This window comes from uncultured Methylobacterium sp. (genome assembly GCF_964244095.1).
GTDB lineage: Bacteria > Pseudomonadota > Alphaproteobacteria > Rhizobiales > Beijerinckiaceae > Methylobacterium.
Window position 1 is genome coordinate 1 of sequence record NZ_CAXTHR010000060.1, and the last position, 23,913, is coordinate 23,913.

The following is a 23,913-nucleotide window of genomic DNA, read 5'->3' on the forward strand; positions in this document are numbered from 1 at the left end:
ACCTGTTCCTGTGCATCGGCGGCTCGATGGGCGGGATGCAGGTGCTGCAATGGGCCTCGCTCTACCCCGAGCGCGTGTTCGCGGCGATGCCGATCGCCACCGGCGCCCGGCACTCGGCCCAGAACATCGCCTTCCACGAGGTGGGCCGGCAGGCGATCATGGCCGACCCCGCCTGGGCCGACGGGCGCTACCTCGAGGCCGGCACCCGGCCGTCCAAGGGCCTCGGCGTCGCGCGGATGGGCGCGCACATCACCTACCTGTCGGAGCCCGCGCTCCACCGGAAGTTCGGCCGCCGCTTCCAGGGCGGCTCGGCGCCGACCTTCTCGTTCAACGCCGACTTCCAGATCGAGAGCTACCTGCGCCACCAGGGCCTCAGCTTCGTCGAGCGGTTCGACGCCAACGCCTACCTCTACCTCACCCGGGCGATGGACTATTTCGACCTCGCGGCCGACCACGGCGGGGTGCTCGCCAACGCGTTCCGCGGCACGAAGACCCGGTTCTGCGTGATATCCTTCACCTCCGACTGGCTGTTCCCGACCGCCGATTCCCGCGCCATCGTGCACGCGCTGAACGCGGCGTCGGCGCCGGTCGCCTTCGTCGAGGTCGAGAGCGACAAGGGCCACGACGCGTTCCTCCTCGACGAGCCGACCCTGTTCTCGGCCGCCCGCGGCTTCGTCGACGCGGCGGCGCGGGCGCGCGGGCTGTGAGCGGGCGCGAGGACACCTTACGCGGGCGCGAAGATGCCTTGCGCAGGAGCGAAGACCTGGCGTTCGGCGACGCCGCCTCCGGCACGCCCTGGGAGGCGACCGCGGACCTGCCGCGCACGCCCGAATCCGGCGGCGCGCGCATCGACCACCTCGTGGTGCTCGGCCTCGTGCCGCCGGGCGCGCGCGTCCTCGACATCGGCTGCGGCGACGGCTCGCTGCTGGCGCTGCTGCGCGACCGCCGCGGCGTCGACGGGCGCGGCATCGAACTGTCCCGCGAGGGCGTCAACGCCTGCCTCGCCCGCGGCCTGCCGGTGATCCAGGGCGACGCCGACACGGACCTGGAGAACTACCCCGACGGCGCCTTCGACGTGGTGGTCCTGTCCCAGACCATCCAGGCGACGCGCAACCCGCGCATCGTGCTGGAGCACCTGCTGCGCATCGGCCGGCAGGTGGTGATCTCGTTCCCGAACTTCGGCCATTGGCGGGTGCGCACCGAACTCGCCTTCCGCGGGCGGATGCCGGTCACCGAGATCATGCCGGAGGCGTGGTACGAGACCCCGAACATCCACCACTGCACCATCCGCGACTTCGTCGGCCTGTGCCGCGTCGTCGGCGCCCGCATCGAGAAGGCCGCGGCGCTCGACGCGCGCGGCCGGCCGATGCGGTTCTCGATGCCGTGGTGGTTCTGGAACCTCGTGGGCGCGCAGGGGGTGTTTTTGCTGCGCAGGGGTGCGCCCGGCCGGGATTGAGCGCGCCGGCGGGTGTCCCGCTCTCCTGAATCTCAGGTAAGATCGCTCGGGATCGCGACCGTGCGGGGCCGGCAGCAGGCGGCGCCGTAGGCCTTCGACGCCGTCGCATCGGGATGGTCCCACCCCGGCACGGCCGCTAGGTTCAGGACTTCGTGGGACAGCCTGATCTCGACGTCAGGCTGGTTCGGCGGCAGGCTGCCGCTGACCCGCTTTTCCAGCATCGCCGTCGCGTAATCGTGCGACGGTTCCGTCTCAGGTGAGACGGTCTTACGCCTCAGATGGTCGCTCGACCAGCCCCACCGAAGGTCGGCCCGGCTCAGTGCGCCTCGAGGAAGTCCAGCATCGCCGCGTCGAAGCGGTCCGTCGCCTCCATGTGGACGAGGTGGCCGATGCCCTCGAACACGAGTGCACGGCCGTTCGGCATCTTCGCGGCGAGCGCCTTGGCGTTCTCGGCGTTGCGGCCCATCCCGGCGGCGAGCTCCAGCGGGGCGTAGGGCTTGCCCGGGGCGTTGCGGTCGGCGCCGCCCATGACGAACAGAGTCGGCTGCGTCACGAGCGGGATCTCGTGCACCACCGGCTGGCCCCAGATCATCGTGTAGGAGTTCACGAACGATTGCAGCCAGCGCGGATACTCGGCCGCGCCCTTCACCCGCTCGCGGACCGCGACGAAGGGCGCGATCGCCGATTCCGGCAGGGAGAGCGCGTAGCTCGTCATCAGTTGCTTGCGGTAGGCTGATGCCGTCAGCTCGCCCTCGCGCCTGAGCAGGGTGTCGTTGTCGATAGGCGGCACGCTGAAGCGGTAATCCTCGAGGCCGAGCGGCGCCTCCAGCACGAGGCGGTTGACCCGCTCCGGCGCGGTGCGGGCGAGCCGCACCGCCAGCATGCCCCCCATGGAATGGGCGACCACGTCGACCCGGCGCAGATCCAGGGCGTCGAGGAGCGCCAGCGTGTCGGCGGCCATCCGGTCGAAGGTGAACGCGCCGACGGGCTTGGAGGACTTGCCGAAGCCGAGCTGGTCCGGCGCCACCACGCGGTAGCCGGCGCCCGTCAGCGCCGCGACCACCGGCGCCCAGTAGCTCGCCGGGAAGTTGCGGCCGTGCAGCAGCAGCGCGGTGCGGCCGTTGGGCGTGCCCGCCGGCGCCACGTCCATGTAGGCGAGGCGCTGGGCCTCGCCGTCGCGCGACAGCGCGAGGAAGCGCACCGGATGGGGATACGCGAACCCCTCCAGGCCGATGCCGAGCGGGACCGCCTCCTGCGTCGCGTCCTGGGCCGCGGCGCCCATCGGCATCAGCGGGAGCAGGGCGAGCATGAGGGTGGCGGGACGCATGGGAAGCCTTGTCTGGTCGAGGAGGGGCCGTGCGTGACATAGGGCGATGCCCGCGCGGCATGTCCCCGGCGCCCTGCTCATTCCGGCCGCGACCGGCTATGAGCGAGCGAACCGCGGGCGGATTCCTGAGAGAACGCCGCGCGGTCGTCGCCACGGCCAAGCGCCGGATCGCCGGGAATGCGGAAGCGCCAGGATGCAGGATGACCGCGCGCGGGACGGCCCGAGGCCCGACGACGAGGGGCGGGCCGTCACGGTTGGCGACGTGGAGGCCGCGGGCGCCGAAGCTCCACGCGTGAAGCCGCCGGACGGCCTGCCGGTGCGCGAGCGCCTGCTGGCGATGGCGGCGGTGTCGCTGGCGATGACCATGGCGGTGCTCGACGGGGCGATCGTCAACGTCGCGCTCCCCGTCATGGCCAAGGACCTCGCGGTGGAGCCGTCGGCGGCGATCTTTGTGGTCAACGGCTACCAGATCGCGGTGACGGCGGCGTTGCTGCCGCTCGCCTCGCTCGGCGACATCCTCGGCTACCGGCGGGTCTACCTCGCGGGGCTCGCGGTGTTCGTGGCCGCCTCGCTCGCCTGCGCGCTCGCGCCGAACCTCGGCTTCCTCATCGCCGGGCGCGTCGCGCAGGGGCTGGGCGCGGCGGGCGTGATGAGCGTGAACATCGCGCTGGTGCGCTTCATCTACCCGCACCGGATGATCGGCCGCGGCGTCGGCAACGTCGCGCTCATCGTCGCGGTGGCGTCGGCCGCCGGCCCGACGGTCGCCGCCGCGATCCTGTCGGTGGCGTCCTGGCCGTGGCTGTTCCTCGTGAACCTGCCGGTCGGCCTGCTCGCGCTCCTCGTCGCCTCGAAGACCCTGCCGGCGACGCCGCGCAGCGGGTCGCGGTTCGACGCGTTGAGCGCCGTGCTCAACGCGCTGACCTTCGGCCTGCTGATCGTCGGGATCGACCGGCTCGGCGACGCGGGCGGACGCAATCTGGCGATCGCCGAGATCGCAGGCGCCGTCGTGATCGGTGCGGTGTTCGTGCTGTACCAGCTCCGGCTGCCGGCGCCGCTGCTGCCGGTCGACCTGCTCCGGATTCCGGCCTTCGCCCTGTCGATGGCGACCTCGGTCGCCTCCTTCGCCGCGCAGATGAGCGCCACCATCGCCCTGCCGTTCTACTTCCAGGACGTGCTGCACCGCTCGGGCACGCAGACCGGCTTCCTGATGACGCCCTGGCCGATCGCCATCGCGGCGATGGCCCCGGTCGCGGGGCGCCTCGCCGACCGCTACCCGCCGGGCCTCCTCGGCGGCATCGGGCTCGGCCTGATGGCCGCCGGGATCGGTGCGATGGCGCTGCTGCCGGCAGCGCCCGCGACCGCCGACATCGTCTGGCGGCTGACGCTGTGCGGCCTCGGCTTCGGCCTGTTCCAGACGCCCAACAACAAGGTGATTATCACGAGCGCCCCGCGCGAGCGCAGCGGCGGCGCCAGCGGCATGCAATCGACCGCGCGGCTCACCGGGCAGTCGCTCGGCGCGGCGATGGTCGCGGTGATCTTCGGGCTGACGCAAGGGGCCGGGTCGGAGCGCGCTATCGCGGCGGCGTTGTGGTGCGCGGTGGCGCTCGCCGTCCTCGGCGGCGCCGCCAGCGTCCTGCGGCGGGGCCGGTCCGGGTAGGCGCATGGCCCGTTCGGCCCCGGCGGATGTCGGCCGTCGCGGCCCGACGCGTTGACGGGCTTCGAGGGCAGGACGCATCGATGCAGGACGCATCGATGATGGACATGAGCCTGAATGGCTGGCGCGCGCTGGTCGCCGGCGCCACCGGCGGCATCGCCAAGGTGCTCGCCCGGCTCGGCGCCGGCATCGGTCCGCGCACGGCCGAGCGGGTCGATGCGGCGATCGCCGGGCTGCCGGCCGAGGCGGCGGCGGACGAGGTCTTCGCGGTGGTCGGAGACGGCGTCCTTCGCAACGTCGCTCAAAGGCCGATCTCGCAGGCCGCGGCGAAGCCGCCCCGTTCGGGCGGCTCCGGCGGAGGGCTCAGGCCTTGAGGTGGGCGGCGAGGTGTTTGTTCATCTCGAACATGCTGCACTTGTCCTTGCCGAATACTTTCTTCAGCTTGTCGTCGGCGAGAATCTCGCGCTTGTTCTCGGGGTTCTGGAGGTTGTGCTTCTTGATGTATTCCCAGACCTTGCTGACGACCTCGCCGCGCGGGATCGGGCTGGTGCCGACGATGGCGCCGAGGTCGGCCGAGGGCTTCAGCGGCTGCTGCAGGGCGTTCGGCTTGGCGCCGGCCGCGGCCTTCGTCGTCTTCGGCGCGGCCTTCGTCGCGGCGGCCTTCGTGGCAGCGGGCTTGGTGGCCGCGGGCTTGGTCTCCTTCGCCGCCTTCGGCGCGGCCTTTTCCGTGGTCTTGGTCGCCATGAGGTTTCTCCGGTTCTCGCTGCGAGCGTGAACGTGACAACCCCGCAGCAGGGGTAGGCATAGCAGCAACAACTAAGCCCTGCCGCAGCCGTTCCAAGAGAAAACAGCGACAGGTCCCGCCCTCATCCACAGGGCGTGGCTGGGGGCGGACGCGGCCGGGCCGGATATGAGGCCGGGAAACCGTTCGTTCACCGAGACCGAGGCGAGATCCGGGGATGCGCGGCACCGCGCTCGCCGTCGTCTCAGCTATCGCCCCGGTCGTCGGCATCGCCGCCGTGCCGCAGCGCGCGACGATCCACGGCGCGACAACCCACGGCGCGGCGGCTCGGTCTGAGGCCGCGTCGCCGCGAACCGGCCGGCCGCTCGGGCGTTGGCGCCTCCGAGAGCGGTCCTGCGGTCGGCCTCGCGTCGATAGAGACGATCCCCATGCCGAGCCTCGATCCGAACACCCTCGACGGCGTCGCGCACGTCATCCAGGTGGCGTTGACGCCGGTGTTCCTGCTGTCCGGGGTGGCGACCCTGCTCAACGTGTTCGGGGCACGGCTCGCCCGCGTCGCGGATCAGGCCGACGGGGTCTCGGGGCTGCTCGCCGGCGCGACCGAGGCCGAGCGGCTGACCCTCGGGCTGCGGCTCGACCGCTTGCGGCTGCGCGCGGTGATGCTCGATGCGGCGGTGGTGCTGGCCGCGCTCGCCGGCGTCTCGACCTGCGGCGCGGTGCTGACGCTCTTCGTCGGGGCTTTGCGCGACGCCACCGTGGCGAGCGTGCTGTTCGCCCTGTTCGGCGCGGCGATCCTGTGCACCCTGTTCGCCCTCGTCGCCTTCGGCATCGAGATGCTGCTCGCGAGCCGTGCGGTGCGCGACCGGGTCGCCCTGCGCCGCGCCGAGGCCGAGGCCGGGCCGCCGGAGGCCTGAGCGCGCGGAACCCATCGCAGCCCCGGGCTTTGCCTCGGAAACGCCCGGCGACGCGGGCGGCCAAGTCCCGCCGCGGGGACGGGTTCTACAGAAGGGATATGCGATGCCGACCGACCTGCCGAACGAACGCAGCATCCGAAGAGCCGGCACGATGGAACTCGACCCGTCGGCCGCGGGCGTAGCGACCGACGAGACCACCCGGTTGATCGCGTCGAACAAGGTCGAGGGCACGGCGGTCTACGATCCTGCCGGCCGGCATCTCGGCGCGGTGCACAACTTCATGGTTGACAAGGTCTCGGGCCAGGTCGCCTACGCGGTGCTGGCCTTCGGCGGGTTCCTCGGCCTCGGCGAGAACCACCATCCCCTGCCGTGGAAGGCGCTGACCTACAGCGTCGAACTCGGCGGCTACGTCGTCGACATCGACCCGGCCACGCTCGCCGGCGCGCCGAGCCACGGGCCCGGCGAGGACGGGTTCGCCGATCCGGCCTATGGCGGGCGGCTCGACGACCATTACCGCCGCCGCGCACCGACCGCCTGACCGCGTGCGTCCCGACCCGCGAGACCCGGTATGATGGCGGCCGCCAAGTGCGCCGTCTTGTGCGATGCCTTGGCCGTCTCGAAAATCGGTGACCGTTGCGAAGCGTCGAACCGTCAGGCGAATTGCTGCGTCGGGAACCTGGCCTACCCGTCGATGTTCTGCTCTCGCGGCGCATCGCCGTAAAAGGTAGGGACGCATGAACAAGCTTATCCTCGGCGCGGCGTTGACCCTCGGTCTCCTGCTGGGCGTCAACACCGCCGGCATGGCAGCCCCGGGCGATGGCCTGAACCGCAATGCCGCTGCCACCGGCAACGGAAGAATGGGCGGCATGCACGCCGGCGCCCGCAACGGCAGCAGGATGGGCGGCATGCGGATGATGCGGCACCATCGGCGTCCTCACGCCCGCCACCGCTGATCCGGCCTGCCGGCGGCCCCGGCAGGTCGCGTTCGCCCGCGTCTCCGATACGGGACCCGATGGCCTTCGCCCAGGCTTCAGCCTGTTCCAGCGCGGGCACAGCCATCCTCTGCCATCCGGCGGCCTGCGCCGCGGCGCAGGCCGTGCAGGCGGCGACTGCTCGCAACCGGTTGCCCGACGCCGTTCGGGCGATGCCTCGGTCGCCTGAACGCTGCGGGCCTATCGCCGGGCCTCGCCGGTGCGCTCGGTGACGCCGTAGGAGCGGCCGCATCGGACAGCGACAGACGCGGACTCGACGCCGGTTGCCGGCGCCGCCCCGTTCGGCCGTTCGGATTGTGAACCGACGCGGTGCGTGTCATTGGTGGGCGCCTACCGACGCCCCGCCGACCGCGATCCCGGCCCCCCATGTCGACCCTGCGCGACCCGCCCCTCGGGCAAGACCGGCCGCTCGCGGCCCGGCCCGAATTCCGGGAGGCCGCGCGATGACGCGGACGCCGCCGCTCCCGGCCGAGGTCGCCGAGGTTCGCCGACTCGCGGCGCTCGCGGCCTACGGCATCCTCGACACCCCGCCCGAGCAGGGCTTCGACGACATCGTCGATCTCGCCGCGCTGATCTGCGCCACCCCCGTGGCGCTGGTCAGCCTCGTGGACGGCGACCGCCAGTGGTTCAAGGCCAGGGCCGGCTTCGAGCCCTGCCAGACACCCCTCGACCGCTCCGTCTGCGTCCACGCCCTCGCGCAGCCCGGCCTGCTGGTGATCCCGGACCTGACGCTGGACCCGCGCACCCGCGCCAACCCGCAGGTTACCGGCGCGCCGCACCTGCGCTTCTATGCCGGCGCGCCCCTGGAGGCGCCGGAGGGAAGCCGCCTCGGGACGCTCTGCGTGATCGACCACGCCCCCCGGCCCGCCGGCCTGACCGGCGCGCAGGCCTCCGCCCTGACCAAGCTTGCCGGCCAGGTGATGAGCCTGATGGAGTTGCGCCGGGCCGTCGCGTCCCGCGACGCCGGGCTCGCGGAGCGGCACGCCGCGGTCCTGCGGCACGAGGCGCTGATCGCGGCGCAGGCCGCGATCTCCTCGGCCCGGGGCGACCTCGACGCGATTCTCGATGCCCTCGTGGCCGGCGCGATGACGGCGGTGCCGCAGGCCGAGGGCGGCGTCATCGAGATCCGCGAGGGCGACGAACTCGTCTACCGCACGGTGCGGGGCAACCTCGTCCGGCACCGGGGCCTGCGCCTGCCGCTGCACGGCAGCCTGTCGGGCCATTGCCTGCGCACCGGCGAGGCGGTGTCGAGCCCCGACGTACTCCTCGACGACCGGGTGAAGCGTGACGTGGTCGCCGCCCTGTGCATGCGCTCGGCGATCTACGTCCCGGTGTTCCGGGCGGGCGAGGCCATCGGCGTGCTCAAGCTGCAGTCGAGCCGCGTCGCCGCGTTCACGCAAGACGACCTCGCCGCGGCGCGCTTGTTCGCCGGCACCGTCGCCGCGGGGCTCGCCGAGGCCGGAGAGGCCGAGGCGCATCGCGGCGCGCGCGCGAGCGAAAGCCGCTACCGGACGGTGTTCGACAGCGCGATCGACTACGCGATCATCGTGATGGACCTCGACGGCCGCGTCACCGACTGGAACGCGGGCGCCACCCGCATCCTCGGCTGGTCGCCGGACGAGATGCGCGGCCGGGCCGGCGACATCTTCTTCCTGCCGGAAGACCGAAGCGGCGCCGCTCCCGAACGGGAGATGCGCGCGGCGCTGGAGCACGGCCGCGGGGCCGACGAGCGGTGGCACCTGCGCAAGGACGGGAGCCGGTTCTGGGCGAGCGGCGAGATGATGGCGTTGCGCGACGAGGCCGGCACCGCGGTCGGCTTCGTGAAGATCCTGCGCGACCGTACCGAGCAGCGCCGGTCCGCGGCCGCCCTGGCGGCGAGCGAGGCCACCCTCCGCGTCGTCCTCGACACCATCCCGGTCGGCGTGCTCATCGCCGAATCGCCGTCCAGCCGGATCGTCGGCAGCAACGCGCGGGTCGAGGCGATCTTCCGCCACGGGGTCTTCCCGTCGCGGCCCGGAGCGGGCCCCGTGCGATGGCGCGGCTTCCACGCCGACGGCCGTCCGGTCGAACCCGCGGAGTGGCCGTTGATCCGGGTCGCCCGGGACGGCGAGGCCCGGGCCGAGCTCGAGGTCGACTATCAGCGCGGCGACGGCACCCGGGCCTGGATCGGCCTTGCCGGCGCGCCGATGCGCGACGCGGACGGCCGCCTGGTCGGCGGCGTGGTCGTCGTGTCCGATATCGACGCGCGCAAGCGCGCCGAGGAGCAGCGCGACCTGCGCAACCACGAGCTCAGCCACCGGATGAAGAACCTGCTCACGATGGTGCAGGCGATTGCCGGGCAGACCCTGCGCGGCGCCACCGACATCGACGCCGCCAAGGAGGTGCTCGCCGAGCGGCTCATCACCCTGGGCAAGGCGCACGACCAGCTCCTCGGAGGTGTCGCCGAGCGGGCGACGATCGAGCCGGTGATCCGCGGCGGCGTCGGCCTTCAGGACGATGCGTCCGGCCGGGTGCGATACCACGGCTCGCCGGTCGAGATCGGCGGCAGGGCCGCGCTGTCGCTCGCCCTGATGGTACACGAACTGGCGACGAACGCGGTCAAGTACGGCGCCCTCTCGGTGCCGGAAGGCCGCGTCGACATCGCGTGGTCGGTCTCGGAGGACCCCGAGCCGGTCCTCGCCATCACGTGGCGCGAGGCGGGCGGCCCCCCGGTCGTGCCGCCCTCGCGGAAGGGGTTCGGCTCGCGGCTGATCGAACGGGGCCTCGTCGGGACCGTCGACGGATCGATCGCGCTGACCTACCCGCCTGAGGGGGTCCGCTGCGTGGTCGCGGCGCCGCTGCGCAACTTCCGGGACGCGCTCTGAGTCCAGTCGGGCCGGTCACGGCCGCCGCGACGGCTTCCCGCCGGGCCTCCTGGGCCACGCCTCGGCATCAGCCGGCATCGAACACCTCGATGTCGAGGGACAGGCGGGCGCGGAAGACCACCCTGCGGCCCTCGTCGCGCACGACCGCGAGGTAGTCCTGGCGCTCCGGCACCGGGCCGAACCCCTGCGCGATCTTCGCCATGATCCGCACCAGCTTCTCGCGGGCGGCGTCGGCGTCGGGCAGGTCGAAACCTTCGGTGTCGCGCACGAAGTGGGCGCCGTCGTGCAGGTCGATGGTGTAGCGGGGCATCGCGTCCGAAATCCGTGGGATTTTATCCCACAAAGATACGTCGCGCGCTCTTCCATGGGTACGATCGTCCGGTCGCCGGCTCCCCGGATCGGGGGGATTGCGCGGAACGCGCCTCCGCGGGAGCCGACATCCGGGCCGAGCCGGAACCTATCAGGCGCGCCGACAGGTGAACAGGCGCGCCGAGCCGCCCGGGCTCACGAATGGGCGATCCCGGCCCGCGTCCCCGGAGCCCGCGCGCCCCGGCGGCTCGTTGCGGCGACGCGGTGCGGACGCGGTCGCAAGCCCGCGGCGGTTGCGCCGGGAAGCGGTCGCCGCGATGCTGCCGCGCGGACGCCCCGCCGGATACCGCAAGGCCCATGGGTACCCTCTCGCTCGTCCTCGATGCCTTCGCGCCGGTCGCCGGCCGGCACCTCCTCGACATCGGCTGCGGCCCCGGCGCGATGGCGGCGGCGCTCACAGGCCGGGGTGCGCGCGTCACCGGCATCGATCCGGGCGCGGCGGCGGTCGCGGCGGCCCGCCTGCGGGCACCCGACGCGACCTTCGAGGTCGGCTCGGCCGCGGCGCTGCCGTTTCCGGCCGGCCGCTTCGACGGGGCGCTCATCCTCAACGCCCTGCACCACGTGCCCGACCCCGGTGCCGCGCTTCACGAGGCCGCGCGCGTGGTGCGGGCGCACGGTCCGATCGTCGTGGTCGAGCCGCTCGCCGAGGGCAGCTTCTTCGCCGCGCTCAAGCCGATCGAGGACGAGACCGCGATCCGGGCGACCGCGCAGGCGGCGATCACGGCCGCGATCGCCGCCGGGGCGTTCCGCTGCGTGCGGGCGGTGACCTTCGTGCGCCGCGAGGCTTTTGCCGGGCTTCCCGCCTTCCTCGAACGCGTCGCCGCGGTCGATCCGGCGCGCAAGGCCGCGATCCGGGACAACGCCGCTGCGACCGCGACCGCCTTCGCGAAGGCCGCCGAGCCGGACGCGGCCGGCCGCCACGTCCTGCTGCAGCCGCTGCGCGCCCACGTCCTCGTGGCGATCGAGCCTGTTTGAAGGCTACGTCCGCGCCTTGGCGAGCCGGTCGAAGGCCAGGAGTTCGGCGACGAGCCCCGGCATGTCCCTCAGCGCCACCATGTTCGGCCCGTCGGAGGGGGCGGCGTCGGGGTCGGGATGGGTCTCGATGAACACGCCCGCGACGCCCACCGCCACGGCGGCGCGTGCCAGCACGGCGACGAATGCGCGCTCCCCGCCCGAGCTTCCCCCCCGCCCGCCCGGCTGCTGCACCGAGTGGGTCGCGTCGAACACCACCGGCGCCCCGCCGGTGACGGCGGCCATGATCGGCAGGCTGCGCATGTCGGAGACCAGGGTGTTGTAGCCGAACGAGGCGCCGCGCTCGGTCACCATCACGTTCGGGTTGCCGGCCTGTACCACCTTGGCGGCCACATGCTGCATATCCCAGGGGGCGAGGAACTGGCCCTTCTTCACGTTGACCACCCGGCCGGTGGCGGCGGCGGCCAGCAGCAGGTCGGTCTGGCGGCAGAGGAAGGCCGGGATCTGGAGCACGTCGACCACCTCGGCTACCGGGCCGCATTGCCCGGCCTCGTGCACGTCGGTCAGCACCGGAAGACCGTAGCGCGCCTTGATCTCGGCAAAGATCGGCAGCGCGCCGGACAGCCCGATGCCGCGGGCGGCCCCGCCCGAGGTGCGGTTGGCCTTGTCGAAGGAGGCCTTGAACACGAGGCCGATCCCGAGGGAATCGGCCATCGCCTTCAGCGCGGCGGCGATCTCAAGAGCGTGGTCGCGGCCTTCGAGCTGGCACGGGCCGGCGATCAGCGCCAGCGGCCGGTGGTTGCCGAAGGCGACCGTGCCGGCGCGGACGGTTCTGGGCTCGGGGGGCTCGGTCGCGTTCGCCATGGCGCCGGGTCTAGCCCGCCGCGCGCGCCCGCGAAAGGCCGGCCTTCCGGCGCGCGGCGGGCGGCCGGTTCGGCACCAGCACGCAGACCGTGAGGTCGCCGCCGAGCGCGTCGGCGCGCGGCCCGGTCTCGCAGCGGAGCGCCGCCCTGCCCGCGACGCCCTGGCGCGGCGCATCGGCGAGCAGCGAACCCTGGTGGACCCGAAGCGCCAGCCCCTCGACCGCCCCGGCATCCGCGCCAGTGAGCGCGCGGGCCGCCTGCCCGATCAGCCCGTAGAAGCCGCGGGCCGGCTCGCGGTCGCGGGACGCGAACACCATCCGCGCCGGCGCCCGGCAATCGAGGCTCATGCGCTCGGCGTCCGTCGCGCGGAACACCGCGAGCGGGCCTTCGCGGCCGGCAAGCGCGGCGCCGGTGGCGCGGATGATCTTCGCCGTCAGCCGGTCGCAGGCATCGACGCGCGGCGCGGCGCGGGCGGGCGCGGCCGCGACGAGAACGAGGAGAGCGGCCGCCCGGAGGACGCCGCTCATGCCCGCGCCGCCTCGCGCGCCGCCCGCTCCGATTCGATCGCGGCGAGCAGGATGCAGAGCGCGATGCCCTCGGCCGCCTCCCGCACGTCGGGCAGGCTCGGATAGGAGGGCGCGAGGCGCAGGGTGGCGTCGCGCGGGTCGCGTCCGTAGGGGAAGGTGGCGCCGGCCGGCGTCAGGCCGATGCCGGCGTCGCTGGCGAGTCCGACGATCCGTTCCGCGGTGCCGACGCCGGCATCGACGCTGACGAAGTAGCCGCCCTCCGGCCGGCTCCACGACACCGCGGTGCCGGACAGGTGCCGGTCCAAGGCTGCGGTGACGGCGGAGAATTTCGGGGCGAGCAGGTCGCGCTGGCGCGCCATGTGGGCGGTGAGCCCCGCCGCGTCGCGCAGGAAGCGCAGGTGCCGGAGCTGGTTCAGCTTGTCCGGGCCGATGGTGCGCTTGCCCGCGCGCGCGAGGTACCAGGCCACGTTCCCGGGCGAGCCGGCGAAGAAGGCGAGCCCCGCGCCGGCGAGCGTGATCTTCGAGGTCGAGGCGAAGACGAAGGCCCGGTCGGGATGTCCCGCATCCGCGCAGGCCGCGAGGATGTCGGGGACGGCGTGGTGGGTCTGCGTGAGGTGGTGGACGGCGTAGGCGTTGTCCCAGAACAGGCGGAAATCGGCGGCGCCGGTCCTCATCGCCGCGAGCCGCCGGACGGTCGCTCCGGAATAGACCTCGCCCGACGGGTTCGAATATTTCGGGACGCACCACAGCCCCTTCACCGAAGGGTCGAGGCTCAGCGCCTCGACCACCTCCATGTCCGGCCCGTCCGGCGTCATCGGCACCGGCAGCATCCGGATGCCGAACTCCTCGCACAGCGCGAAGTGGCGGTCGTAGCCCGGCACCGGGCAGAGGAAGGCGGGCGCCGCCGTGCGCGACCACGGCACGTCCGAGCCCGGCACGCCCTTCAGCATCGCCCAGACGAGGCAGTCGTGCATCACGGCCAGACTCGAATTCTCGGCGACCACCACCTGCTCCGGCGGGGCGCCGAGCAGCGGACGGCCGAACAGGGCGCGTATCTCGGGCAGGCCCTGGAGGCCGCCGTAGTTGCGCGCATCCTCGCCGGACGCGGTGGTGTGGTCGCCGTTGCCGGGGAGCGCGAGCATGCCGGCGGCGAGGTCGAGCTGCTCCGGCGCGGGCTTGCCGCGGGTCATGTCGAGCCTGAGCCCGCGGGCACGGAACGCCGCGTAGGCGTTGTGCGCCTCGGCGTAGCGGCCGGCGAGCTCGGCGGGGGCGAGGTCTGCAAGTGCGGTCATCGGGGCGGCCCGGGTTTGAAACGTGTCCGTGTCCTAGAGCATCGGTCCGCGACGTGTCCCACGCCGCGCGGTCGAAAACGATGCGGCGGCAGCGAGAGCGATGCGGGCTTGCGCAGGCGAGGCCACGAAAGCCCGCATCGGCCGATCCGAGGCCGATCGCATACGAAAAGCCGAAACCGTCGACGGCCGGGAAAGACGTGCGGACAGGGCCACGGGACTCGCGCACGACCGGGGCGAGATCGCTGATCCCTCCGGGACGTCAACCCAGGACATCAATCCAAGACAAGACAACGACGACCTGCGGGAGACGGCGGCACCGCGCCGGAGAACGCTCCCGCGTGCGTTCCGCCGACGTGGGCACCGGTTCGTCGCGGGCCGGCATGTCGAGACAACCTTAGAGCCGTGCCCGATCCGACGTGATCGGGCACGGCTCTAAGGTTCCGTTGGCACCGGGAGCCGGGCTTTCGCGAGACCCTCGGCCAGCCGCGAGACCTCCGCGGCCAGGGCGTCGGTCGCAACCCACGGCACCATGTGGCCGATGCCCGGCAGGGTCACGAGGCGCGCGCCCGGGATCATGCGGCTGAGCGGCTCGGCCTGGAGCGCGCTGGTCACCGCGTTGTCGGCGCCGCCTGCCACGATCGCCGTCGGGACTCGGAGTTCCGCGTAGCGCGGCGCCTGCGCGTCGAGGGCCGCCGGCAGGGCGATCAGGTCCTGGAGGCTGGCGAGCAGGGTGTCGGGCCGCAGCACCAGGGCGGCGCGGCTGCGGGCGACGTAGTCCTGCGCGACGGGTTGCGGCACGAACACGTTGCGCGCGGCGGCGTCGAGATAATACAGCCCCAGCGGCGGCGCGACCGTGCGGCTCAGGAGCCACGCCACCGGCGGCTTCAGGGCGAGGCGCCAGTACCAGGGCGGCGTCCGATCCTCGCGGAACGGCAGCGCCACGGGGGCGACCAGCATCAGGCCGGCGACCCGCTCGGGATGGTCGAGCGCGAGGCTGAGCGCCAGGGCGCCGGCCCAGGAATGTCCGAGCACGATCGCCGGGCCGACGCCCAGCCGCTCCAGCGCCTCGGCGATGGCCGCGCCCTGCACCGAGGGCATGGCGGCGTCCGCGCCGCTGAGCCGGTCGCTCCAGCCGAAGCCCGGCCGGTCGAAGGCGACGACGCGGAACCCCTGCGCCGCGAGCGCACGCCCGACGCCCTCCATCGGATCGGAGGCGTTGGCCGAGGCGCCGTGCAGCAGCACGACGGTGCCCCGTGCGCCCGTTTCCGGGCCGGCCTGGATCGTCGCGAGCCGGCCGCCCGTGACCGCCACGAACGGGCCTTCCGGCGGATGCCGCGCCAACGCGCGCGCGGTGATGATCAGGCTCGCCACGGCGCCGGCGCCGAGCACGAGGCCGAGGAGAGTGGCGACCAGGCCGAGGAGGGCTGCGAGCGTGATGGCCACGCGCGTCACAGGTCGCGGCCGTCGACCTCGGGGGCGAGCCGCTCCATCGCGTCCTTGAGCTTGGGCATGCGCGGGTAGAGGGCGATCGCCCGGCGATAGGCGCTCATCGCCCGCATCTTGTCGTCCATCGACAGGTAGATCCGGCCCAGCGCCGCCCAGGCCTCGAAGTGGCGCGGCTCCAGCACCAGGGCGCGCTGCAGGTCGGCGATGGCGGATTCCCGGTCGGTCAGCAGCCAGAACACCGTGGCGCGCCGGTTCCAGCCCTCGGACCAGCCGGGCTCGATCGCGGTGACGCGGTCCATCAGCTCCGCGGCCAGCGCGAAGTCCTGCGCGCTCATCGCTTGGCGGGCGCGGTCGGTGAGCAGGTCGGCGGTGGCGCTGCCGGACCGGTCGAGGCGGCGCTCGATCAGGGTGGCGACGCCCCTGGCCTCGGCCTCGTCCTCGGCCTCGCGCAGGCGGTCGTAGAGCTCGTTCAGGCTCGCAGACGGCTTCCGCTCGGCGGTCTTGCCGTTCGTGGTCTTGCCGTCCGTCGTCTTGCCGTCCGCAGTCCTGCTCTCGGTCGGCTTACCTTCGGCGGTCCTAGGCTCTCCGGGCAGACCGCGATCCCGTTGACCGGGAGCCGCCGAGGCAACCGTCGCGCCGAGGGCGGCAAGCAGGATGTGTCGAACGATGCGCGCCATGACGAGAGCTTGGCTTCGTCGCGCCGAAGCGTCAACGCGCCCGCATGCCGCGTTCCGGGCAGCACGTCGTGCCACGTCGCCTCGGGCATCCACCCGAGCCGATGCCGGCATCCCTCAGCCCTGGCGGGCCTTGAACCGCTTCTGGGTCTTGTTGATCACGTAGACCCGGCCCTTGCGGCGGACGAGCTGGTTGTCGCGATGGCGGCCGCGCAGCGACTTGAGGGAGTTGCGAATCTTCATCGGTCTTGCACGCGGCGCGGATCGGACCGGCCGTCCATCGAGGGTGTCGGGCGCACATGCCCGCTGGCGGGCACGGCGATGGCGGAGGCCGCTTCGCGGGAGGACGGGGCCATATCAGGATTCGACGGCGCGAGGCAAGATGCTTGGCACGGGGGGGGACGCTTCGCGCACCGGCCGCCGGGCGCCGCCGCCTCACTTCTCGCGCCAAGCTTTGGCGACCTGGTCGGTGAGCGGTTTGACGAGGTAGCTCATGACGGAGCGTTCGCCGATCTGGAGGTAGGCCTCCACGGGCATGCCGGGGACGAGGCGGACGTCGCCGAGGCGGTCGCGCTGGTCCTCCGCGACGAGGATGCGGACGGTGTAGTAGCTCATGCCGGTCTTGGCGTCGGCGCTGACGTCGGCCGAGACGCGGCTGACCGTGCCGTCGATCTCGGGCGTGGTGCGGGTGTTGAAGGCGGCAAACCGCAGCACCGCGTGCTGGTGCAGCCGCACGCTGTCGATGTCCTGGGGCTGGACCCTCACCTCGACGGCGAGCTGGTCGGCCGACGGGACGATCAGCATCGCCGGCTCGGAGGGCGTGACCAGGCCGCCGACGGTGTGCACCGTCATCTGGTGCACGGTGCCGTCCTGGGGCGCGCGCAGGTCGATGCGCTTGAGCTGGTCCTCGGCCGCGACCTTCTTCTCGCGCAGTTCCGACCACTTGCCGCGGATCTCGGCGAGATCCTTGCCGACCTCGGTGCGCATGTCGCCGTCGATCTGCAGGACCTGCAGCTCGGTCTCGGTGATCTTGCCCCGGGCCGAGGCGGTCTGGGCGATGAGCTGGCCGCGCTCGCCCTGGAGGCGTGCGGTCTCGCGCTCGAGCGCGGTGACGCGCGAGAGCGGCACGAGGTTCTTGGCGTAGAGTTCGCGCACACCGGTCAGCTCGGTGGCGATCAGCGCGACCTCGCGCTCCTTGGCCGCCGCCTGCTGGGTCAGGCCGCCGATCTCCTGGCGGAGCTGCTCGACCCGCTCGCGCAACTGCGCCTTCTGGCCGGCACGGCCCGCGACACGGGCCCTGAACAGCCGCGCCTCGCCGTCGATGAGATGGCCCACTGCCGGGTCGGCATCTTTGCGCGCTGTCAGTTCGGGCGGAAAGGCGACCTTGGCCGCATCGTCCCGCTCGGCCTCGTCGCGGGCGCGCCGCGCCGTCAGTTCGTCCAGCGCCTTCAGCACGATGTCGAGGTTGGCCCGGACTTGCGTCTCGTCGAGGCGGATCAGCACGTCGCCGGCCTTCACCCTGTCGCCGTCGCGCACGAGCAACTGCCCGACCACGCCGCCGGTCGGGTGCTGGACCTTCTTGACGTCGGATTCGACCACGAGTTGGCCCGGTGCGATCACCGCACCGGCGATGTCGGTGAAGGCGGCCCAGCCGCCGACGCCGACGACCAGCGCCGTGCCGAGGCCGAGCGCCAGCGCGAGGTGGCGCCGGATCGAGCCGTGCGCCCGCGGGCGCGGCGGCAGGCTCGGGGCGAGGCGCACGGGTTCGGCCGGCATGCTCGTGCGCTCGGTGGTCATGGGCTCCGTGGTCATGGGCTCCGTGGTCATGCGCTTTCCTGGAGGCCGCGGCCGGGATCGGGCAGCGGCACCGCCCGCGGCGGGCCGGGCTCGGCCGGCGCCGGGGCCGGCGCGGAGCGCAGCACGCGCTTGAACACCTCGTCCTTCGGCCCGAACGCCTGCACCCGCCCGTCGGCCATCATCAGCACGAGGTCGAGGGCGGCGAGCGCACTCGGCCTGTGGGCGACGACGATGCAGATGCCGCCGCGCGCCCGCACGCCCAGGATCGCCTGGGTGAGCGCATTCTCGCCCTCGTTGTCGAGGTTGGCGTTGGGCTCGTCGAGGATCACCAGGAACGGGTCGCGGTAGAGCGCGCGGGCCAGGCCGATGCGCTGGCGCTGGCCGGCAGAGAGCCCGGCGCCGGCCTCGCCGATCCGGGTATCGTAGCCTTCGGCCAAGCGCAGGACCATCTCGTGGACGCCGGCGGCCCGCGCCGCCGCGATGACGAGGCCGGCCTCCGCCTGCGGCTCGAAGCGGGCGATGTTCTCCGCGATGGTGCCCGCAAACAGCTCCGCCTCCTGCGGCAGGAAGCCGAGATGGGGCCCGAGATCGACGCCGTCCCACTGTTCCAGGGCGGCGCCGTCGAGGCGGACCTTGCCGCGGAACGTCGGCCAGACGCCGACCAGCGCCCGGACCAGCGAGGACTTGCCGGACGCCGACGGGCCGATCAATCCGAGGCCCTGGCCGGCCTTGAGCTGGAAGGTCACGTCCTGCACCACCGGGCGCTGCGTGCCGGGGGGCGCGACGCCGACGGATTCGACGGAGAGGGTCTGGCACGGGGCCGGCAGCGCGTGGCGCGGCTGCCCGGCGGGGATGCGCGCGAGCAGCTCCGAGAGCCGGGCCCAGGATTGCCGGGCCTGGACGAAGCCCTTCCAGTTGGCGATGGCGAGCTCGGCAGGCGCGAGCGCCCGCGATACCAGGATCGAGCTCGCGATGATGATGCCCGCCGTCGCCTGGCCGTTGATCACCAGCCACGCGCCGAGCGCCAGCACCCCCGATTGCAGGGCCATGCGGAACACCTTCGAGACGGCGCCCAGGCCCCCCGCCACGTCGGCCGTGCGCTGCTGCGCGCCCATGTAGTCGCGGTTGGACGCCGCCCAGCGCGCCTGGAAGCGGCCCTGCATGCCGAGGGCTGCCAGCACCTCGGCGTTGCGGCGGCCCGCCTCGGCCAGCCCGTTGCGGCGCAAGCCATGCCCGGTCGCGGCCTGGGCGGGCGTGCGGGTGGCGCGGTCGGTCAGCAGCGTGACGAGCGCGAGGAAGCCCGCCCCGACGAGCACCGCCACGCCGATCAGCGGATGGAATAGGAAGCAGATCACGAGGTAGATCGGCAGCCACGGCAGGTCGAAGAAGGCGGACGGGCCGGTGCCGGCGAGGAAGGCGCGGATCTGGTCGAGGTCGCGCAGCGGCAGCAGGCCGTCGCCGGGAACCGCGCCCTTGAGCGGCGCGCGCACGACGATCTCGAACACCCGCGCGCTCAGCGCCTCGTCGAGCGCCGCCCCGACCCGGGCCAGCACCCGCGAGCGGATCGCCTCCAGCACGCCCTGGAAGGCGTACAGGACCAGCGCCAGCGCCATCAGCCCGATCAGGGTCGGCACCGACCGGCTCGGGATCACCCGGTCGTAGACTTCCAGCATGAAGAACGAGCCGGTGAGGTAGAGCAGGTTCACGATGCCGCTCATCAGCGCGACGCCCACGAACGCCGTCCGGCACGACGACAGGGCGGTGCCCAACTCGCCCGAATCCCGCCCCCGCATGACACCCCACTCCCGCAGGAGACTCGCCCGGCCGATACCGGCCGACGCCGGTTCCCGGGGCGTCCACACGCCTCCGCGGCGATCTTGCCAGTCCGAATGCGTCCACAGCAAGACCACGATCGGGGCCGCTTGCATTCTTACGGCTCGTTTCAGTGCTTCCCGCCTAGTTTTCGGTACCCCCGCACAGGTTCGCGCCCGCGCCTGTCGATCGAGCCGGCCCGATCCATCGAGATGTGTCGATTCGGGTGAGCGTCGCGTCGTCCGCTCGACCGAATCGAGCTTGCAAGACCGTCAGCGCCGAAGCATCCGTCGACAGGCCCGAGCGCCGGATCAGTCCTGACGTCAGCCGGAGGAGAGACTATCGGCCGTCATGGCCCGGCTACTGCGTGGAGGATGACGAGCGTTACGTCGCGTGCCTGATGAGGCGGCATCCGCTCGGTCATGGTGCCGAACCTCAACAGGTTCCCGGAGCGCGACCGGATCGCCGGCTTCGCGTCGCGCCCGGGCTACGGCCCGGTCGACGTCATCGATGCGGCCGCGGTGCCCTGAGCCTCCGGGCAGCCGCCCGGTCGCTCGCGATCCTGTGCAAGCCCTGACCCGCGCCTCACGCGGAAGGGCCGCCGGACGGGTGTCCGGCGGCCCTCAATCGCTTTCGTGGAGCAGGCCGAAGATCAGGCCCGGCGGGCGGCTCAGGGCAGGCGCGCCGGCGGTGCCGCGGGGTCGTCGGCCGCCGGAGCGGCCACGGGCTGTGCCGGCACGCCGGTCGGCATGTCGATGGACGCGACCGGACCGGCGAGCTCGGGGTAGGCCTCGACCACGTGGGCGCCGTTCAGCGGCTTGTTGGCGCCGTTGTGGCAGGTGGCGCAGTTGATCTTCGGCACGTCGCCGAGCGCGCCGAGGCGGTTGTCCGGCAGCGTCGAGGTCAGCGGCAGCATGTAGTCCTCGTTGAGGTCGCGGACCATCCGGATGCCGTGCCACGCGCCGACGCGGTTGGGCGTGCTCGTGCTCCAATCCGCCACCGAGCGGGTGTTGTGGCAGAAGGTGCAGTTGACGCCGAGCGACTGCGACATGCTGATCATGATCGCGAAGGTCTTCTCCGCGTCCTGGATCGGCTTGCCCTTGGTCTCGGGTAGCGCCGTGGTGGCGTTGACCCGGATCGCGTCCTCCGGGGTGTTCTTGTGGGCGTAGAAGGCGGCGTAGACGCCGTAGGGCAGAGAACTCAGGCCGACCTGGGGGCTGGCCATGTTCTGCCCGTTGTTGCGGGCGATGAAGCCGGACTTGGCGTTGGGACCGGGGGTCTCGAACCAGATGTTCTTCGGCACCGGCTGGCCGCGGTGGCAGGTGTAGCAGGTGACGCCGGCCTCGTGGACGTGCTTCTCCTTCCAGGTCGAGTTGATGTGCTGGACCATCTGCAGCATCCGCCGGGCGACGCGCTTCTGGTAGAGCGTGTCGTCGGCCATGTTCTCGGTGTTGTGGCAGTAGGTGCAGCCCTGCTCGGGCGCCACCCACTCGGTGATCGAGACCATCAGGCGGTTGAAGTTGTCGGCCGAGAGGTCGCCGAGCACCTTGACGTTCTCGTAGACCGCCGAGGCCTTCTCGCCGCCGGGCTCCACCGGGTCGGCGGGCTCGGGGGCGACGTTGGCCGCGGCCAGGGCGGCGTTGCCGGCCTTGGTGCGGATCAGGTTCATGGCGGTCCCGCGAAAACCCGTCTGCTCGGTCACCATGGGCGGGCGTGTCCAGCCGGCGGTGGCGAACATGGCGATGGTCAGGAACAGCGCACCGACGGCGCCGGCTATGGCGAGAACGATTTTCATGGGTTCACCCCGGGCGCCACGCTGGAGGGATCGACGATCGGGCCGTAGACCTGCGGGTAGGACGGCGCGACGCCGTGCTTGACCGCCCAGAGGTACCAGTTGTCGACGACGGTGCCGGTGAGCAGGATGCCGATGCCGCCGGTCAGCGTCGTCAGCACCGCGAACCACCACGCCCAGCGGTGTACAGATTCCATGGTCGCATTGAAGCCCATGGTCCAGCGCCAGAACAGCGCAGCCCGCTCGGTGGCCGTGCCGCGGTTGACGATCTGGTCGATCTCGCGCTCGCCGCCGTAGCGGCTCACCGCCAGGATCGTGCCGCCGTGCATGGCAAACAGCAGCGTCGAGCCGTAGAGGAAGACGATCGAGAGCATGTGGAACGGGTTGTAGAACAGGTTGCCGTAGCGCAGCGAGAACGCGGCGGTCCAGTCGAGGTGCGGGAAGATGCCGAACGGCACCGCCTCGCTCCACGAGCCCATCATGATCGGGCGGATGAAGCCGAGCACGAGGTAGAGCCAGATGGCGCTGGCAAACGCCCACGGCACGTGCTTGCCCATCCCCAGGGCCTGTGCCCGCCTGTAGAGCCGGAGCCACCACAGCAGGATCGCGGCGGTGAGGAAGAAGCCGGCGATCAGCCACCAGCCGCCTTCGGCCAGCGGCGGCAGGATCTTGAGGCCGTATTTCGGCAGCGGCGGTTCCAGCGCCAGCCAGGGGAGCTGACGCACGAACTGCACCGGGTCCCAGTTCACCGAGGCCCACATGTTGAGGCCGATGATCTCGAAGGCGATCAGCCCGCAGGCGAAGGACAGCGCCCCGAGATAGCCGATGTAGATCGGCCCGACCTGGGCGTTGCCGATCAGCCCCATCAGGTAGCTGTGGAACGGCGTGCCCCAGCGGGCGTCCACCGCGACCGGCACGCCATGTTCCGGCTCGATCGGGCGCACCTGCACCTGGGTTATGATGTTCTGGTAATACGCCATCTGCCCGAGCCCTTTCCGAGAGCGTTCTTCTAAGCGACGTGGGGTGTTCTAGGTCCCCGAGGCGGTCGCGCCGACGGCGCGACCGTGCTGTTCGGCGCTCAGCGCCAGACCGGCAGGTTGAGCCACCAGCCCCACCATTGCGGCCACCCTTGCGTCCAGAACGGCCCGCTGATCACGATGCAGACCGCGCTCCAGAAGCCCGCCGAGAGCGCCAGGAACAGGCCCAGGCGGTGGATGCCGAGCGTGCCGATCGAGTAGCCGATCGTATCACGGAAGAAGGTGTCCTCGTGCTCGGGCGTCTTCACCGTCTCGCCCTTGGCCGGGTTGGTGGCCGAGAGGATCAGCGAGCCGTGCAGCGACAGCGCCAGCGTCGTCGTGAAGAAGAACGTCACCGCGAGCATATGCGCGGGATTGTAGTGGAAGTGCAGGTACTGGTAGCCGGTGTTGGACACCCAATCGAGGTGGCTGAGGATGCCGTAGGGGAAGCCGTAGCCCCAGGCGCCCATCAGGAACGGCCGGATCACCACCAGCGTCACGTAGGCGAAGATCGCCATCCCGAACGCGAACGGCACGTGGTAGCCCATGCCGAGCTTGCGGCAGATCTCGGCCTCGCGCAGCGCCCAGGACACGAACGAGCCGATGGCGCAGAAGGTGATGATCTGCCAGAGCCCCCCCTCCTTCAGGGGGGCGAGGGCGAGGCCGTACTTGATGTCGGGCGGCGCGATGTTGATCTGCCAGATGTTCCAGGTCGGCCCGAGCGCCGCCCCGTAGACGATCAGCGCCGTGCCGAGCACGGTGAAGAACAGGCCCGTGACGCCGAAGAACCCGACGTAGAACGGCCCCACCCAGAAATCGAACAGGTCTCCGCCGACCAGCGTGCCGCCGCGGACGCGGTACTTCTTCTCGAAACTCAGCATCGCCATGGCGAATTGCCTCCGGACTGGGGCGGGCGACGGACAGGCCGCGTTCGGCCAGTTCCGTCTCGATTCTGCGCAGCGGGCGGGAGGGGGTCGCCCGATCTCCGGTCCGCTGCGGGTCTCTCGACGCGGACCCGGCCGGGCGTGCCCGGCCGGATGCCGCGGTGACGGTCACGCCGGGGTCGGCGCGACGATTTGGAGAGAGGCCGCCTTCGCGTCCTTGGCACCCTCCAGCCAGTTGAACCGGCTGGTGCTGAGCAGGATGAAGTGGATCAGCAGCGCGAGGACGAAGAGGAAGGTGAACAGCGCCACCAGCGTGCGGCGGGGATCGAACAGGAGCCAGACCTTGTGCATGGTGTCCTCCTCAGGAGATCATCGAAACGAGGCTGTGGGCGGCGGTCCCGACGCCCTCCAGCAGGGCGTAGCCCTTCGGCCCGGGCAGCCACGGGCGCCACAGCCAGACCAGGATGTGGGCGACCACGGCGATCGCCGTGAAGATGATGAAGCTCGTCAGGAAGATCGC

The 23,913-nt window shown here is 72.1% G+C and carries 26 protein-coding genes; 9 read left to right on the forward strand and 17 right to left on the reverse strand.

Annotated elements, in window-relative coordinates; all coding sequences use genetic code 11:
• Together ACFE86_RS11270 and metW are read left to right on the forward strand one after the other, a co-directional pair.
• Window positions 1-707, forward strand: a 707-nt coding sequence (locus ACFE86_RS11270) for an alpha/beta fold hydrolase (RefSeq protein ID WP_375455425.1), incomplete at its 5' end; no start/stop codon positions are given.
• Between the two features lie 38 nt (window positions 708-745).
• Window positions 746-1,456 carry a methionine biosynthesis protein MetW gene (gene metW / locus ACFE86_RS11275; protein WP_375455426.1) on the forward strand — a complete coding sequence of 237 codons (711 nt, stop codon included), beginning with the start codon at window positions 746-748 and terminating at the stop codon, window positions 1,454-1,456.
• A gap of 32 nt (window positions 1,457-1,488) precedes the next feature.
• Here metW and ACFE86_RS11280 read toward each other — a convergent pair whose 3' ends face one another.
• Window positions 1,489-1,677, reverse strand: a complete 189-nt coding sequence (locus tag ACFE86_RS11280) for a hypothetical protein (RefSeq protein WP_375455427.1) — start codon at window positions 1,675-1,677, stop codon at window positions 1,489-1,491.
• Window positions 1,678-1,772: 95 nt separating this feature from the next.
• On the reverse strand, window positions 1,773-2,783 hold the full coding sequence (locus tag ACFE86_RS11285; protein WP_375455428.1) for an alpha/beta fold hydrolase: 1,011 nt from the start codon (window positions 2,781-2,783) through the stop codon (window positions 1,773-1,775).
• A gap of 337 nt (window positions 2,784-3,120) precedes the next feature.
• Here ACFE86_RS11285 and ACFE86_RS11290 point away from each other — a divergent pair, with 337 nt between their 5' ends.
• On the forward strand, window positions 3,121-4,440 hold the full coding sequence (locus ACFE86_RS11290; protein ID WP_375455447.1) for an MFS transporter: 1,320 nt from the start codon (window positions 3,121-3,123) through the stop codon (window positions 4,438-4,440).
• Between the two features lie 80 nt (window positions 4,441-4,520).
• A complete protein-coding gene (locus ACFE86_RS11295; protein ID WP_375455429.1) occupies window positions 4,521-4,811 on the forward strand; it encodes a hypothetical protein in 291 nt (96 codons plus the stop codon).
• On the opposite strand, the gene ACFE86_RS11300 is transcribed toward ACFE86_RS11295, so the two are convergent.
• Window positions 4,801-5,181, reverse strand: coding sequence for an SWIB/MDM2 domain-containing protein (locus tag ACFE86_RS11300; RefSeq protein ID WP_375455430.1), 381 nt, complete (start codon window positions 5,179-5,181; stop codon window positions 4,801-4,803). The genes ACFE86_RS11295 and ACFE86_RS11300 overlap by 11 nt on opposite strands.
• A 426-nt stretch (window positions 5,182-5,607) precedes the next feature.
• On the opposite strand from ACFE86_RS11300, the gene ACFE86_RS11305 reads away from it, so the two are divergent.
• The 4 genes from ACFE86_RS11305 to ACFE86_RS11320 all read left to right on the forward strand — a co-directional run bounded on the left by ACFE86_RS11305 (window position 5,608) and on the right by ACFE86_RS11320 (window position 9,949).
• Complete coding sequence (locus ACFE86_RS11305; protein WP_375455431.1) at window positions 5,608-6,093, forward strand: DUF2721 domain-containing protein; 486 nt, start codon at window positions 5,608-5,610, stop codon at window positions 6,091-6,093.
• 103 nt (window positions 6,094-6,196) lie between these two features.
• Entirely contained in the window at window positions 6,197-6,631 is a 435-nt protein-coding gene (locus ACFE86_RS11310) for a PRC-barrel domain-containing protein (RefSeq protein WP_375455432.1), read from the forward strand.
• 196 nt (window positions 6,632-6,827) lie between these two features.
• On the forward strand, window positions 6,828-7,046 hold the full coding sequence (locus ACFE86_RS11315) for a hypothetical protein (RefSeq protein WP_375455433.1): 219 nt from the start codon (window positions 6,828-6,830) through the stop codon (window positions 7,044-7,046).
• Window positions 7,047-7,528: 482 nt separating this feature from the next.
• Window positions 7,529-9,949, forward strand: a complete 2,421-nt coding sequence (locus ACFE86_RS11320) for a PAS domain S-box protein (RefSeq protein WP_375455434.1) — start codon at window positions 7,529-7,531, stop codon at window positions 9,947-9,949.
• A 67-nt stretch (window positions 9,950-10,016) separates the two neighbouring features.
• Here ACFE86_RS11320 and ACFE86_RS11325 read toward each other — a convergent pair whose 3' ends face one another.
• Entirely contained in the window at window positions 10,017-10,259 is a 243-nt protein-coding gene (locus tag ACFE86_RS11325; protein WP_375455435.1) for a DUF6894 family protein, read from the reverse strand.
• A 356-nt stretch (window positions 10,260-10,615) separates the two neighbouring features.
• Between ACFE86_RS11325 and ACFE86_RS11330 the strand changes: the two genes are divergently transcribed.
• Window positions 10,616-11,293, forward strand: a complete 678-nt coding sequence (locus ACFE86_RS11330) for a class I SAM-dependent methyltransferase (protein WP_375455436.1) — start codon at window positions 10,616-10,618, stop codon at window positions 11,291-11,293.
• Window positions 11,294-11,296: 3 nt separating this feature from the next.
• Here the strand turns inward: ACFE86_RS11330 and kdsA are convergent, their stop codons facing one another.
• The 13 genes from kdsA to ACFE86_RS11395 form a co-directional block, all read right to left on the reverse strand.
• Window positions 11,297-12,154 (reverse strand): 3-deoxy-8-phosphooctulonate synthase, encoded by an 858-nt coding sequence (gene kdsA / locus ACFE86_RS11335; RefSeq protein ID WP_375455437.1) that lies wholly within the window; start codon window positions 12,152-12,154, stop codon window positions 11,297-11,299.
• A gap of 10 nt (window positions 12,155-12,164) precedes the next feature.
• Window positions 12,165-12,680 (reverse strand): hypothetical protein, encoded by a 516-nt coding sequence (locus tag ACFE86_RS11340; RefSeq protein WP_375455438.1) that lies wholly within the window; start codon window positions 12,678-12,680, stop codon window positions 12,165-12,167.
• The gene (locus ACFE86_RS11345; RefSeq protein ID WP_375455439.1) at window positions 12,677-13,972 is read right to left on the reverse strand and encodes an aminotransferase; all 1,296 of its coding nucleotides are present in this window, start codon (window positions 13,970-13,972) and stop codon (window positions 12,677-12,679) included. The genes ACFE86_RS11340 and ACFE86_RS11345 overlap by 4 nt, the downstream gene beginning before the upstream one ends.
• A 432-nt stretch (window positions 13,973-14,404) precedes the next feature.
• A complete protein-coding gene (locus ACFE86_RS11350) occupies window positions 14,405-15,424 on the reverse strand; it encodes an alpha/beta fold hydrolase (RefSeq protein ID WP_375455440.1) in 1,020 nt (339 codons plus the stop codon).
• Window positions 15,421-16,095, reverse strand: a complete 675-nt coding sequence (locus ACFE86_RS11355) for a hypothetical protein (protein WP_375455441.1) — start codon at window positions 16,093-16,095, stop codon at window positions 15,421-15,423. The genes ACFE86_RS11350 and ACFE86_RS11355 overlap by 4 nt, the downstream gene beginning before the upstream one ends.
• A 114-nt stretch (window positions 16,096-16,209) precedes the next feature.
• Window positions 16,210-16,335, reverse strand: a complete 126-nt coding sequence (gene ykgO / locus ACFE86_RS11360) for a type B 50S ribosomal protein L36 (protein WP_003601867.1) — start codon at window positions 16,333-16,335, stop codon at window positions 16,210-16,212.
• Between the two features lie 192 nt (window positions 16,336-16,527).
• Window positions 16,528-17,868: an HlyD family type I secretion periplasmic adaptor subunit gene (locus ACFE86_RS11365; protein ID WP_375455448.1), complete on the reverse strand. Its 1,341-nt coding sequence runs from the start codon at window positions 17,866-17,868 to the stop codon at window positions 16,528-16,530.
• Window positions 17,869-17,915: 47 nt separating this feature from the next.
• A complete protein-coding gene (locus ACFE86_RS11370) occupies window positions 17,916-19,682 on the reverse strand; it encodes a type I secretion system permease/ATPase (protein ID WP_375455442.1) in 1,767 nt (588 codons plus the stop codon).
• A 689-nt stretch (window positions 19,683-20,371) separates the two neighbouring features.
• The gene (gene pufC, locus ACFE86_RS11375; RefSeq protein ID WP_375455443.1) at window positions 20,372-21,496 is read right to left on the reverse strand and encodes a photosynthetic reaction center cytochrome PufC; all 1,125 of its coding nucleotides are present in this window, start codon (window positions 21,494-21,496) and stop codon (window positions 20,372-20,374) included.
• Entirely contained in the window at window positions 21,493-22,473 is a 981-nt protein-coding gene (gene pufM / locus ACFE86_RS11380) for a photosynthetic reaction center subunit M (RefSeq protein WP_375455444.1), read from the reverse strand. Before pufM ends, pufC begins: the two co-directional genes overlap by 4 nt.
• 98 nt (window positions 22,474-22,571) lie before the next feature.
• Window positions 22,572-23,396: a photosynthetic reaction center subunit L gene (pufL, locus tag ACFE86_RS11385; protein ID WP_375455445.1), complete on the reverse strand. Its 825-nt coding sequence runs from the start codon at window positions 23,394-23,396 to the stop codon at window positions 22,572-22,574.
• Window positions 23,397-23,561: 165 nt separating this feature from the next.
• The gene (gene pufA / locus ACFE86_RS11390) at window positions 23,562-23,744 is read right to left on the reverse strand and encodes a light-harvesting antenna LH1, alpha subunit (protein ID WP_375455446.1); all 183 of its coding nucleotides are present in this window, start codon (window positions 23,742-23,744) and stop codon (window positions 23,562-23,564) included.
• A 10-nt stretch (window positions 23,745-23,754) separates the two neighbouring features.
• The coding region (locus tag ACFE86_RS11395) for a light-harvesting protein (protein ID WP_375455449.1) at window positions 23,755-23,913 on the reverse strand (159 nt) is incomplete at its 5' end.

Coding starts and splice junctions, on each gene's coding strand:
- pufM (WP_375455444.1), bottom strand. CDS start 22,473: ATGGCGTATTACCAGAACATCATAACCCAGGTGCAGGTGCGCCCGATC.
- ACFE86_RS11340 (WP_375455438.1), bottom strand. CDS start 12,680: ATGAGCGGCGTCCTCCGGGCGGCCGCTCTCCTCGTTCTCGTCGCGGCC.
- ACFE86_RS11280 (WP_375455427.1), bottom strand. CDS start 1,677: ATGCTGGAAAAGCGGGTCAGCGGCAGCCTGCCGCCGAACCAGCCTGAC.
- ykgO (WP_003601867.1), bottom strand. CDS start 16,335: ATGAAGATTCGCAACTCCCTCAAGTCGCTGCGCGGCCGCCATCGCGAC.
- ACFE86_RS11295 (WP_375455429.1), top strand. CDS start 4,521: ATGCAGGACGCATCGATGATGGACATGAGCCTGAATGGCTGGCGCGCG.
- kdsA (WP_375455437.1), bottom strand. CDS start 12,154: ATGGCGAACGCGACCGAGCCCCCCGAGCCCAGAACCGTCCGCGCCGGC.
- ACFE86_RS11290 (WP_375455447.1), top strand. CDS start 3,121: ATGGCGGCGGTGTCGCTGGCGATGACCATGGCGGTGCTCGACGGGGCG.
- ACFE86_RS11320 (WP_375455434.1), top strand. CDS start 7,529: ATGACGCGGACGCCGCCGCTCCCGGCCGAGGTCGCCGAGGTTCGCCGA.
- ACFE86_RS11345 (WP_375455439.1), bottom strand. CDS start 13,972: ATGACCGCACTTGCAGACCTCGCCCCCGCCGAGCTCGCCGGCCGCTAC.
- ACFE86_RS11355 (WP_375455441.1), bottom strand. CDS start 16,095: ATGGCGCGCATCGTTCGACACATCCTGCTTGCCGCCCTCGGCGCGACG.
- ACFE86_RS11365 (WP_375455448.1), bottom strand. CDS start 17,868: ATGCCGGCCGAACCCGTGCGCCTCGCCCCGAGCCTGCCGCCGCGCCCG.
- ACFE86_RS11310 (WP_375455432.1), top strand. CDS start 6,197: ATGCCGACCGACCTGCCGAACGAACGCAGCATCCGAAGAGCCGGCACG.
- ACFE86_RS11285 (WP_375455428.1), bottom strand. CDS start 2,783: ATGCGTCCCGCCACCCTCATGCTCGCCCTGCTCCCGCTGATGCCGATG.
- pufA (WP_375455446.1), bottom strand. CDS start 23,744: ATGCACAAGGTCTGGCTCCTGTTCGATCCCCGCCGCACGCTGGTGGCG.
- ACFE86_RS11315 (WP_375455433.1), top strand. CDS start 6,828: ATGAACAAGCTTATCCTCGGCGCGGCGTTGACCCTCGGTCTCCTGCTG.
- ACFE86_RS11305 (WP_375455431.1), top strand. CDS start 5,608: ATGCCGAGCCTCGATCCGAACACCCTCGACGGCGTCGCGCACGTCATC.
- ACFE86_RS11325 (WP_375455435.1), bottom strand. CDS start 10,259: ATGCCCCGCTACACCATCGACCTGCACGACGGCGCCCACTTCGTGCGC.
- ACFE86_RS11300 (WP_375455430.1), bottom strand. CDS start 5,181: ATGGCGACCAAGACCACGGAAAAGGCCGCGCCGAAGGCGGCGAAGGAG.
- pufC (WP_375455443.1), bottom strand. CDS start 21,496: ATGAAAATCGTTCTCGCCATAGCCGGCGCCGTCGGTGCGCTGTTCCTG.
- pufL (WP_375455445.1), bottom strand. CDS start 23,396: ATGGCGATGCTGAGTTTCGAGAAGAAGTACCGCGTCCGCGGCGGCACG.
- ACFE86_RS11370 (WP_375455442.1), bottom strand. CDS start 19,682: ATGCGGGGGCGGGATTCGGGCGAGTTGGGCACCGCCCTGTCGTCGTGC.
- ACFE86_RS11330 (WP_375455436.1), top strand. CDS start 10,616: ATGGGTACCCTCTCGCTCGTCCTCGATGCCTTCGCGCCGGTCGCCGGC.